We start from the raw sequence: 13,198 nt of genomic DNA, 5'->3' as shown, positions 1-13,198 counted from the left end.
CCGTACGGGGAGGACCCACCGTGAAGGCCCCAGACACGCGGAAGCCGGCTACACAGAATTCGGACGCGGACGCATTCCCGCTGTCCGCGGCGCAGCGTGCCACGTGGTTCGCGCAGCAACTCGACCCGGCGGTGCCCATCTCGGTGGCGCACTACGTGGAGTTGCACGGCAACCTCGACATCGACCTGCTGYGACGCGAGACCATCGTGGTTGCCCGCGAGTTCCAGTCGCCGTTCCTCAAGGTCGTCGAGGTCGACGGCAGGCCGATGCAGTACGTCGACCACACCACCGACACGTCCATCGAGTTCGTCGACTTTCGCGGCGACGACGACCCGGTCGCCGCCGCGCACGAATGGATGGACCGGGACTACCAGGCCCCACTCGATCTCGACGCCGATCGGCTGTTCGAGACGTCGATCCTGTGCGTGGGCGAGGCGCATTACCTGTGGTACAGCCGCATTCACCACGTCGCGCTCGACGGCTACGGTGCCATGACGCTGATCAACCGCATCGCGCACCGGTATTCGGCCACGGTCGCGGGTCGTGAACCGGATCCGAGCCGCGCCGCGACGCTGCGCGCACTGTACGACGTCGACGCCCTCTACCGGGCGTCCGATCGCTTCGTGGCCGATCGGGAGTACTGGGCCGAGCGAGTCGAGGGAATCGGCGGGTCGACGTTGGCCGACGCACCCGCACCCGCACTCGCCAGGAGCACGGTCGAGAGCGTGCTGCTGTCCGAGGCGGCCGCGTCCGGCATCCAGAGTTCCGACAGCCAGGCGACCGCCGCGGCGGCCGTGACGATCATCGCGGCCTTCGCCTGCTACCTGTCGCGGGCCACGGCGAAAACCGAAGTCCTCGTGAACGTTCCGATGTCCGGGCGGACCACGTCGCTGCTGCGCAATTCCGGCGGGATGACGGTCAGCGTCGCACCGCTGCCGATCACCGTCGACGAGAGCGCAACGGTCGCGGAACTCGTGTCGCAGGTCAGGCGAGAGCTGATGGGCGCGTTGCGGCATCAGCGGTGCAGCGTCGAGGACATCCGCCGCGACGTCGGCGCGGGCGGTGTCGCGGAACTGCACGGACCCATGGTCAACGTCATGCTGTTCCACCAGGAGGTGGTGCTCGGCCCCCTGGTCGGCGAATACCACATCGTCACCTCGGGCCCGGTGGAAGACCTCCTGGTCAACGTGTATCCGAGCGGGACGCCGGCGGAGATCTTCGTCGATTTCCGGGCCAACCCGAACCGGTACGAGGATGCGGCGCTGCGCCGGCACCACCGGTACTTCGTCGAACTGCTGGAAGAATTCGTCTCGGCGGATCCACAGGCCCGGCTCGCGACCGTTCACGAGGCGACCGCTCGCGAAGGCGAGCGGCGGCGCCGCGAGGCGCACCACCTCGCGTACTGGACCGATCGGCTGTCGGGGATGCCCGAAGTGCTGAACCTGCCGTCCGATCGGGCCCGGCCGCCCGCGCAGTCCGGGAACACCGACCGCGTCGACGTCCCGATCGGAGCCCGGACCCACCGCGGGGTGCGGGCACTGGCAGACGAACACGGCACCACCGCGTTCACCGTTCTGCACGCGGCCGCGGCCGTGCTGCTGAGCCGGCTCTCCGGTGCGTCGGAGGTCGCGGTCGGAACGACGGCCACACTGGACCGGGGGCAGAACCTCGTCGTTCTCCGGACCCGCGCCGAACCGGACGCGACCTTCACGCAGCACCTCCGTCACGTTCGCGACGTCGACCGGGAGGCGTTCGAGCACGCCGACGTCCCGTTCGAGCAGGTGGTCCGGGCGCTCACGGTCCGCGAGTCGCCCGCATACTCGCCGATCGTCCAGGTGCTGTTCGACGGCGGGGACGCGGCCGAAACGGCCGTGATCGGCAGATTCGACCTCCGGGTGACCGCGGCGGAGACGTTCGACGCCGACGGCATCCCGACCGGCATCACGGTGACCCTCGCGTTCGCCACCGATCTGTTCGACCCCGGCACTGTTCGTCGACTCGGCGAACGATTGAGCCGAATCCTGCAGGCGGCCACCGGCGACCCCGATTCCGTCGTCGGCGACATCGACATCCTGTCCGACACCGAACGCGCCACCCTCGTCCCGGTGCCCGGCGCGCCCGGACGGCCGGGGCGCACGCTACCCGAATTGTTCTCGGCGGCAGCCGAAGCCAACCCCGCCGGTGCCGCGCTCTCGTATCTCGGAATCGACGTGACGTACCGGGAATTGGACGAGCGCTCCAACCAACTGGCCCGCGTCCTGATCGAACACGGCATCGGGCCGGAGAACGTCGTGGCGCTGGGCATGACCCGCTCGATCGAGTCGGTGCTGTCGATGCTGGCGGTCGCCAAGTCGGGTGCGGCGTTCCTGCCCGCCGACCCGAACTATCCGGCCGAACGGATCGAGCACATGCTCCACGATTCGGGCGCCGCGCTTTGTGTGACGGTGTCGGCAGTGCGGTCCCGGCTAGCAGGATCGGTGCCGTTGCTGGTGCTCGACGAGGACGCGTTCCGGTCGCACTGTGCGAGTCGGCCGGCCTCGGCCGTCACCGACGCCGACCGGGTTCGGCCCCTCCGCCCGGAGAATCCGGCCTACGTGATCTACACGTCCGGTTCGACGGGCAAGCCCAAGGGGGTCGTGGTCACCCACAGCGGCCTGGACAACTTCGCGGCCGAGCAACGCACCCGATCCGGTGCGACGCAGGCCTCCCGGATTCTGCACTTCTCCACACCGAGTTTCGACGCGTCCGTCTCCGAGTACCTGCACGTGTTCGCCGCCGCGGCGACGATGGTGATCGTGCCGCCCGCGATCTACGGCGGCGAGGAACTGTCCCGGTTCCTGCAGTCGGAGAGGGTCACTCACGGATTCGTCACCACCGCGGCGCTCGGCACCATCGAGCCGGACGGACTCTCCGACTTCCGGGACGTGGTGTTCGGCGGCGAGGCGTGCTCCCCGGAACTGGTGCAGCGGTGGGCGCCCGGCCGCCGGCTGTCCAATGCGTACGGGCCCACCGAGGCCACCGTCATGTCGAACATCAGCGCGCCGCTGTCCCCGGACGGCGCCGTCACGCTGGGCGGCCCGCTCCGCGGTTTCCGCGAGGTCGTGCTCGACGAACGGCTGACACCGGTGCCCGTCGGCGTGGCCGGAGAGTTGTACATCGCCGGCGACGCCCTCGCCCGCGGCTACCACGGCAGGTCGGCGCTCACGGCGGAACGGTTCGTGGCCGACCCGTTCGGCGGCCCCGGCGACCGGATGTACCGCACCGGCGACGTGGTGCGGTGGCGGCCCGACCGCACGCTGGAGTACTTGGGCCGCAGTGATTTCCAGGTTAAGGTGCGCGGCTTCCGCATCGAACTCGGCGAGATCGACACGGTCCTCCACACCCATCCACACCTGCGGACCGCGGTGACGATGCAGCGCACGGCACCGTCCGGAGACACGGTGCTCGTGTCGTACGTGCTGTCCGCCGCCGGGCAGCGGCTCACAGCGACCGAGTTGACGGACCATGCCGCACGGCGACTGCCGACGTACATGGTGCCTGCGGCGATCGTGATACTGGACGAGTTCCCTTTGACCCCGGGCGGAAAGCTCGATCGTGCGGCATTGCCCGCGCCGGAATTCCTGTCCACGACCGCCGAATTCCGCGCTCCTGCCACCACGGAGGAGCAGGCGGTGGCGCGGGTGTTCGCGGACGTCCTCGGCGTGGAGCGAATCGGCCTCGACGACAGCTTCTTCGACCTCGGCGGGAATTCGCTCGTCGCGACGAGGGTCGTCGCACGTGTGAATGCCGCACTCGGCGTCGAACTCGTGGTGCGGACTCTGTTCGAGGCGCCGACGGTGGAGGCATTGGCGGAACGCATCGGGAGTGCGCACGCGCGGCCCTCCGGCCGCCCGGACCTCGTCGCGCAGCAGCGCCCCGACCGGATCCCTCTCTCGCTTGCCCAGCAACGCCTGTGGTTCGTCAATCAGTACGACACCTCCTCGCCCGCCTACAACATCCCGATGGCGCTGCGCCTCAACGGAACCCTCGACGTGGACGCGCTCCGAACCGCGGTCGGGGACATTCTCGAACGACACGAATCGCTGCGCACCGTGTATCCGGCGTCGGTCGACGGACCGCATCAGGTGATTCAGCCGCTGGGCGAGATGATTCCGGATCTGGAGCCGAGAATTGTCGAGGACGAGGCGGCGTTGCGTGCGCGAATGACCGAGTTGACCGCGCGGGGATTCGACGTGAGCACCGACGTGCCCGTGCGGGGCGCCCTGTTCCGCGCCGGCCGGGACGACCACGTTCTCGTGCTCGTGGTGCACCACATCTCGGCGGACGGAGCGTCGCTGGATCCACTCGCCCGCGACCTGATGGTGGCGTACTCGGCGCGGGTGCAGCAACAGCCGCCGGACTGGCGACCACTGCCGGTGCAGTACGCCGACTACAGCCTCTGGCAGCGGGCAGCCCTCGGCAGCGAAGACAATCCCGGCAGTGTGATGTCGGCGCAAGGGGCGTACTGGAAGCAGACGCTGTCCGGTCTGCCCGACGCGATCGACCTTCCATTGGATCGACCGAGGCCCACCGACAGGGCGCTCCGCGGCGGGACCGTCCGGTTCACCGTGCCCGAGGACGACCACCGGGCGCTTCTCGCCCTGGCGCGGCAACACGATTCGACGATGTTCATGGTGATGCACGCGGCGCTCGCGGTGCTGACGGCCCGGTTGAGCGGGTCCGGAGACGTCGCGATCGGGACGCCGATCGCCGGGCGTGGCGAAGAAGCACTCGACGACGTCGTGGGGATGCTCGTCAACACGCTGGTCCTGCGCACAGCCGTCGACCCCGCAGCGGCGTTCGCCGACGTGCTGGCCCGGGTGCGGGAGGCGGATCTGGCGGCGTTCGGACACGCCGACGTGCCCTTCGAGAGTGTGGTGGACGCGGTCGCGCCGACCCGCTCGACCGCGTACTCACCGCTGTTCCAGATCTTGCTCGAGTTCCAGAACACCGCCCCGGTCCACGTGACCCTGCCGGGACTGACGGTGGAAACCGTCGACGTCGAACCCGGTGTCTCCAAGTTCGACCTGCAGTTGACGCTCACCGAGCAGTACGACGTGACTGGGACCGCAGCGGGCATCGACGCTTCGTTCACGTTCGCATCCGACGTGTTCGACCGGGCGACGGTGGTGGGGTTCGGGGAGCGGTTCGTCCGGATTCTCGAGACGATCGCTGGTGATCCGGGCACCGTGGTGGGGGATGTGGAGGTTCTGGGGGCGGGGGAGCGGGGGTTGGTGGTCGGGGCGTGGAATGCGACGTCGCATGTGGTGCCGGCTACCACTGTTGTGGAGTTGTTCGAGGCGCAGGTGGTGCGGTCTCCGGGTGCGCCGGCGGTGGTGTTCGAGGGTGGGGTGTTGTCGTATGGGGAGTTTGCTGCGCGGGTGCATCGGTTGGCGCGGTGGTTGATCGGGGAGGGGGTGGGTCCGGAGTCGTCGGTGGGTGTGGCGGTGCGGCGTTCGGTGGACATGGTGGTGGGGATCTATGCGGTGCTGGTGGCGGGTGGGGCGTATGTGCCGATCGATCCGGATCAGCCTTCGGAGCGGGTCGGGTATGTGGTGGGCACGGTTGCTCCGGTGCTGGTGTTGACGACGGCGGCGGATGTGGGGGTGTTCGCGGGGTCGGTTCGGGTGGTGGCGGTGGACACGCTGGATGTGTCGGGGTTGCCGGCGGGTCCGGTGGGGGTGGGGGAGCGGTCGCGGTTGTTGCCGGGTCATCCGGGGTATGTGATGTTCACGTCGGGGTCGACGGGTCGGCCGAAGGGGGTGTCGGTTCCGCATGGGGGGATTGTGAATCGGTTGTTGTGGATGCAGGATCGGTATCCGTTGCAATCCGATGATGTGGTGTTGCAGAAGACGCCGGTGACGTTCGATGTGTCGGTGTGGGAGTTGTTCTGGCCGTTGCTGTGTGGTGCGCGGTTGGTGATCGCCGCCCCGGACGGTCACCGTGATCCGGCGTACCTCGAACGGGTGATCCGCGAGGAGTCGGTCACGACGGTGCATTTCGTGCCGTCGATGCTCGAGGTGTTCCTTGCGGGCGCGAACGTGGAGGGGTGCGGCGCGTTGCGCCGGGTGTTCACCAGCGGTGAGGCGTTGCCGTCGGCGACGGCGGCACGGTTGCGCGGGGTGAGCGGGGCGGAGCTGCACAACTTGTACGGCCCGACGGAGGCTGCGGTGGATGTGACGTTCCACGAGGTCACGGGGGCGGATCGGGTGGTGGTGCCGATCGGGGTGCCGGTGTGGAATACGCAGACGTTCGTGTTGGATGGGCGGTTGCGGCCGGTGCCGGTGGGGGTGGCGGGGGAGTTGTATCTCGGGGGTGTGCAGTTGGCGCGGGGGTATGCGGGGCGGGCGGAGTTGACGGCGGATCGGTTCGTGGCGAACCCCTTCGGTGCAGGTGCTCGCTTGTATCGGACGGGGGATCGGGTTCGGTGGTTGCGGTCGGGGGAGTTGGAGTATCTGGGGCGTACGGATTTTCAGGTGAAGTTGCGGGGGCAGCGGGTCGAGCTGGGTGAGGTCGAGGCGGTGTTGCTGCGCCGGGTGGAGGTGGCGCAGGCGGTGGTGGTGCTGCGCGGGGACGGTGCGGCGGGGGAGTATTTGGCGGGGTATGTGGTGCCGGTGGTCGGGATGGTGGTGGACGAGCGGGCGGTGCGGGAGTCGGCGGCGACGGTGTTGCCGGGGTTCATGGTGCCGTCGGTGGTGGTGGTGTTGCCGGAGTTGCCGGTGACGGTGAACGGCAAACTCGATCGGAAGGCGTTGCCGACACCCGACTTCGGCAGCCCGACTGCCGGTTTCGTGGCCCCCCGAACCTCGATCGAAGAGATCGTGGCCGCCGTCTGCGCCGATCTGCTCGGACTCGACAGGGTGGGCGCGCACGACAGCTTCTTCGACCTCGGCGGGAACTCGCTGATCGCCACCCGGTTGGTGGCCCGGATCAATGCGGTCGTCGGGGACCGGATCGGACTGCGCGACGTGTTCGACGCCCCCACCGTCGCGGGTCTGGCGCTGCTGGCCGAGTCGCAGGAAGGGCTCGAGGCCCGCCCCCCGCTGAAACCGAGGGAGGGCACCGCGGAAGTTCCCGTGTCGCCGGCCCAGCAGCGCATGTGGTTCATCAACCAGTTCGACACCTCCTCCTCCGCCTACAACGTCGCGTTCGCGCTGAGACTCGAGGGCCGGCTCGACGTGCCCGCGCTGCAGGCGGCGGTCGCCGACGTCATCGAACGGCACGAGGCCGTGCGCACCGTCTTCCCCCTCACCGACGACGGCCCCCGCCAGGTGATCCTGCCCGCGGCGAGTGCGGTGCCCGACCTCACACCGGTTACTGTGTCGAGTGAAGCGGACCTCCGCGAACTATCGCTGACACTGCTGTCCGCCGGATTCGACGTCACCACGCAGGTGCCGCTGCGCGCGCGACTGTTCCGGCTCGACGAGAACGTGCACGTGCTCGCGGTGGTGGTGCATCACATCGCCGCCGACGGCTTCTCGATGGCACCGCTGGCCCGGGACGTCATGGTCGCGTACGCGTCCCGAGCGAACGGTTCTGCCCCGGAGTGGGCGCCCCTGGACGTGCAGTACGCCGACTACGCGCTGTGGCAGCGGGAGTGGCTGGGATCGGAATCCGATGGCAAGTCGCCCATTTCGCGGCAGCTCGCCTACTGGACCACGACGCTGTCGGACCTGCCCGAACTGCTGGAGTTGCCCACCGACCGTCCCCGGCCCGCCGTCCGGTCACTTCGCGGTGGCCACGTCGAATTCCTGATCGACCCGGACATTCATGCGGGCGTCGTGAGGTTGGCGCGGGAACAGACCACCACGGTGTTCATGACGTTGCATGCCGCGCTGGCGGTCGTGCTGGCACGCGTGAGCGGCGCGGACGACATCGCCGTCGGGACGCCGATCGCCGGTCGCGGCGAACGCGAACTCGACGACGTGGTCGGCATGTTCGTCAACACCCTCGTCCTGCGTACCCACGTCGACGGCGGCGCTACCTTCGCCGAGTTCCTCGGCCGTGTCAGGGAAACCGATCTGGGTGCCTTCACGCACGCGGAGGTTCCGTTCGAGCGGGTGGTGGAGGTCCTGAGCCCGTCCCGGGTGACGGCGTACGCGCCGCTGTTCCAGGTGATGCTCGAGTTCCAGGACATCGAGCGCCCCACGCTGGAATTGCCGGATCTGCAGGTCCGGAACATCGACTTCGAGATCGACTCCGCCAACTTCGATCTGCAGTGGACCCTGGCCGAGAAGTTCGACGAGAACGGCAACCCGGCAGGCATTGCCGCGGGTCTCGGCTACGCGACCGACCTCTTCGACGAGGACACGGCGATCGGATTCGCGGAACGACTCGTGCGTATCCTCGCGGCGGTCACCGCCGACCCCGGCGCCCGGGTCGGAGACATCGACATCCTCGGATCCCTGGAGCGTGCCCTGCTCACCCCGGTGCCGGGTGGTGCGGCGGTCGCGCCGCGGACGCTGCCGGACCTGATGGCCGACGCGGTCGCGCACGATCCGGAGGCCACGGCGCTGATCTTCGCCGGGAGTTCGGTGCGGTACGCAGAACTCGACCGGCGTTCGAACCGACTGGCCCGCATGCTGATCGAGCGCGGCATCGGACCCGAGTCGGTGGTCGCACTGTGCGTGCCGCGGTCCGTCGAATCGGTGGCGGCCGTCTGGGCGATCGCGAAGTCGGGGGCGGCCTTCCTCCCCGTGGACCCGAACCATCCGCCGGCGCGGATCGAGTACATGCTCACCGACTCCGGTGCCGTGTGCGGGCTGACGGGATCCGCGCAACGTGGCGCACTGCCCGACGTCGTGCCGTGGCTGGTGCTGGACGACCCGGATGTCGGCGACGATCTGTCGCACTATCCGGCGCCGGCGATCACCGACGACGACCGGATCGCGCCCATCCGGGCCGACAATCCGGCGTACCTCATCTACACGTCGGGGTCGACCGGCATACCCAAGGGCGTGATCACGACCCACCGCGGTCTCGCCGCCTTCGCGGCCCAGGAGAGGGAGACGTTCGGCACGACGCCCGAATCCCGGACCCTGCACTTCGCATCACCGAGTTTCGATGCGTCCGTCCTCGAACTGCTGCTGGCGGTCGGCGCGGCAGCGACGATGGTGATCGCACCGCCGTCCGTCTACGGGGGCGCCGAATTGGCGCAGTTGCTGGAATCCGAGCGGGTCACGCACTGCTTCGTCACTCCGGCGGCGCTCGCGTCGGTCGACCCCGCGGGTCTGACCGCCCTCGGGTGCGTCGTGACGGGCGGGGAGGCCTGTCCGCCCGAACTGGTCGCCCGGTGGGCGCCGGGCAGGCGCATGTTCAACGCGTACGGGCCGACCGAGACGACGGTCGTGTCGAGTATCAGCGACCAACTGGTGCCGGGCGAACCGGTCACCATCGGCACACCCACCCGCGGTTTCGCCGAGACCGTGCTGGACTCACGACTGCACCCGGTGCCTGCCGGTGTCGCGGGCGAGTTGTATCTCGCAGGTCCAGCCCTCGCGCGCGGATACCGCCGGCGGTTCCCGCTGACCGCCGAACGTTTCGTCGCCGATCCGTTCGGGCCACCGGGAAGCCGGATGTATCGCACCGGGGACCGGGCGCGCTGGCTTCCCGACGGCCAGTTGGAGTACCTCGGGCGGACCGATACCCAGGTGAAGATCCGGGGCTTCCGGATCGAACTCGGCGAAGTCGAGTCGGCGCTGCTCACCCACGACTCCGTCGCCCACGCGGCGGCGAGCGTGTGGAACGCCGACGGCGGAGGCGACCGGCTGATCGGGTACGTGGTGCCCGAATCCGGTGCGACGATCGATTCGCGGGTAGTCCTCGACTTCGTCGCCGGCCGGTTGGCGTCGTACATGGTCCCGGCCGCGCTGGTGGTACTCGACTCCCTTCCCCTGACGGTCCACGGAAAACTCGACCGCACAGCGCTTCCGGCACCCGACTTCACCGGATCCGGAAGCCGGCCGCCGCAGACCGAGACCGAGGAACTTCTCGCCGGACTGTTCGAGGACGTGCTCGGACTCGATTCGGTCGGCGGGGACGATTCGTTCTTCTCCCTCGGCGGCGACAGCATCCTGTCCATCCAGTTGGTGGCCCGAGCCCGGGCGGCCGGTGTGATCCTCTCTCCCCGAGACGTATTCGACCACCGAACCGTCACCGGCCTCGCCGCTGCCGCTCGATTCGACCGCGACGGCACGGTCGCTCTCGGCGAGTTGCCGGGCGGTGGCGTCGGCCCCCTGCCGCTGACACCCGTCGCGCGGTGGATGTTCGAGCGCAGCGGCGGACGGCTCGACCGGTTCTCGCAGGCGCTGCTGCTGGCGGCCCCCGCCGGTCTCACTCACGAGGTGCTCGTCGGCGCCGTCGAGGCGGTACTGGACCGGCACGACATGCTCCGGGCGCGGGTGTCCGCGGACGGCATGGACGTGCTGCCTGCGGGTTCGGTACGGGCGGACGTCCGCCGGGTGCCAGTCGACGCGGTGCGGGGCGAAGACTTCACCGCACTCGCCGGCGCCGAACTCGATGCCGCGGCCGACCACCTGGACCCGGCCGCCGCCCGCATGGTGCGGGTGGTCTGGTTCGACGTCCCGGACGACGTCGGGCGACTGCTCGTCGTGGTGCACCACCTCGTGGTCGACGGAGTCTCCTGGCGGATTCTCGTGGCGGACCTCGCGTCGGCCGCCGGCCGACTCCAGGCCGGTCTCACACCGGCGTTGCCGGCAGTCGGAACGTCGATGCGGCGCTGGTTGCACGGACTGGCCGACGCCGTGCGGACCCGGACGGGCGAACTCGCGTCGTGGGAGAAGATCCTCGACGGCCCCGATCCGCTGATCGGTTCGCGCCCCCTGGATCCCGCGATCGACGTCGCCGCGACGGTCGGCACCGTCACGGCCGACGTGCCGTCGGCGGTGACCGACGCCCTGCTCACCACGCTGCCGGACGCATTCCACGGGACTGTGGGCGACGGGTTGCTCACCGCGGTCGCCCTGGCACTGATCGCCTGGCGACGGGAACGCGGCGCCGCCGTGCCGGACACCCTGCTCACCCTCGAGGGCCACGGCCGCGAGGAGCAGATCGTCCCGGGCGCGGACCTCTCCCGCACCGTCGGGTGGTTCACCACCGTGTATCCGGCGCGGTTGGATCTCACCGGAATCGATGTCGACGACGCCCTGGCAGGCGGCGCCGCGGCGGAGCAGGCGGTCAAGACCGTCAAGGAACAGTTGCTCGCGATCCCGGACCACGGCATCGGCTTCGGACTGCTGCGCTACCTGGACGACGAGACGTCGGAGACACTCCGCCGATTCCGTTCTCCGCAAGTCGGTTTCAACTACCTGGGCCGGGTGACCGTCACCGGCGGAGGCGAGGACTGGCTGCCGGTGGAGAGCACACTCGGCGGCACCAAGAACCCCGACATGCCCGTCGAATCCGTGATCGACATCAACGCCTTCGTCTCCGACACCCCCGAGGGGCCCCGGCTACGGGCGTCGTTCGCGTTCCCGGCCGGCGTCCTCCACGAGACCGAGGTCGCAGCGTTCGCGGATCTGTGGCGCCGTGCACTGGAGGGTCTCGCCGCGCACACGGCACGACCCGATGCGGGCGGGCTGACACCGTCCGACCTTCCGCTGGTGCCGGCGAACCAGAAGCAGATCGAACGCTGGGAGCAGCGGTTCCCGGCACTGCAGGACGTGTGGTCGCTGTCTCCGCTGCAGTCGGGGTTGCTGTTCCATGCCTCGCTGGCCGCGGAGTCGATGGACGTCTACACGGCGCAACTGCGGATCGACTTCGAAGGCGAGGTCGACGCGGCGCGCCTCCGTGCGGCCGCCGCCGCTCTGTTGGCTCGCCACGCGAATCTGCGGACCGCGTTCGTGTACGACGACGGGGTACCCGCGCAGGTCGTTCTCGACGCAGTGGAGGTGCCGTGGCGGGAGGTCGATCTCACCACTGCCGGGACTGAGACGGAACTCGCGCGACTGCTCGACGAGGACCGCAGTGCTCGATTCGATCTCGCCCGGCCGCCCCTGCTCCGGCTGACGCTGTTCCACACCGCACCAGGCAGATTCGTCCTCTCGATCACGAACCACCACATCATTCTCGACGGCTGGTCGATGCCGTTGCTGGTGCGGGAACTGCTGGTCCGGTATGCCGCCGACGGCGACCCGGCCGGGCTACCGGAGCCGCCCTCGTACCGCACGTACCTGGAATGGCTGGCGAACCGGGACGCGGAAGCGTCGGCCCGGGCCTGGGAACGAGCACTCGACGGTGTCGAGGAGCCGACGCTGGTCGCGCCGCACGCGTCCGCGGCGCTCTACGGTGTGCCCCACGAACTCGACGTCGACCTGCCCGCCGGGATTCTCGACGGACTCGCCGCCACAGCCGCAGGCATCGGCGTCACCATGAATACGGTGATCCAGGCAGCGTGGGGTGTGCTGTTGTCCCGGTTGGTCTCCCGCGAAGACGTGATCTTCGGCGCCACCGTGTCCGGTCGTCCGCCGCAACTGTCCGGTGTCGAGACCATGCTGGGCCTGTTCATCAACACGGTGCCGGTGCGAGTGCGGGTGGACCCGGACGAGACCGTCGCGGGACTGCTCGCCCGCCTGCAGGACGAGCAGATGTCCCTGCTCGACCACCATCACCTCGGCCTCGGCGACATCCAGTCGCGGGTGGGCCTGGGCAACCTGTTCGACACGCTGTCGGTGTTCGAGTCGTACCCGATCGACACGTCCGGACTGGACGAGAACACCGACATCGGCGGCGTGCGGGTGACCGGTCTCGATGCCCGCGACGCCACGCACTACCCGGTCACGCTGCTGACGATCGTCGAACCGAGACTGCGACTGAGTCTGCGCTACCAACCGGCGATCCTCGACCGGGCCACCGTCGCCCCGCTCGCCGACCGCCTGGTCCGGATTCTCGAGACGATCGCCGGTGATCCGGGCACCGTGGTGGGGGATGTGGAGGTTCTGGGGGCGGGGGAGCGGGGGTTGGTGGTCGGGGCGTGGAATGCGACGTCGCATGTGGTGCCGGCTACCACTGTTGTGGAGTTGTTCGAGGCGCAGGTGGTGCGGTCTCCGGGTGCGCCGGCGGTGGTGTTCGAGGGTGGGGTGTTGTCGTATGGGGAGTTTGCTGCGCGGGTGCATCGGTTGGCGCGGTGGTTGATCGGGGA

At 69.3% G+C, this 13,198-nt stretch carries 1 protein-coding gene; it reads left to right on the top strand.

From position 1 onward, the window contains the following. Window positions 1–20: 20 nt before the first annotated feature. Window positions 21–13,198, top strand: a 13,178-nt coding sequence (locus AC1DWT_RS35550; RefSeq protein ID WP_477924266.1) for an amino acid adenylation domain-containing protein, incomplete at its 3' end; no start/stop codon positions are given.

The sequence above is a fragment of the Rhodococcus sp. P4_B6 genome, from assembly GCF_056402215.1.
This window is presented reverse-complemented; position numbering and strand designations above follow the sequence as displayed.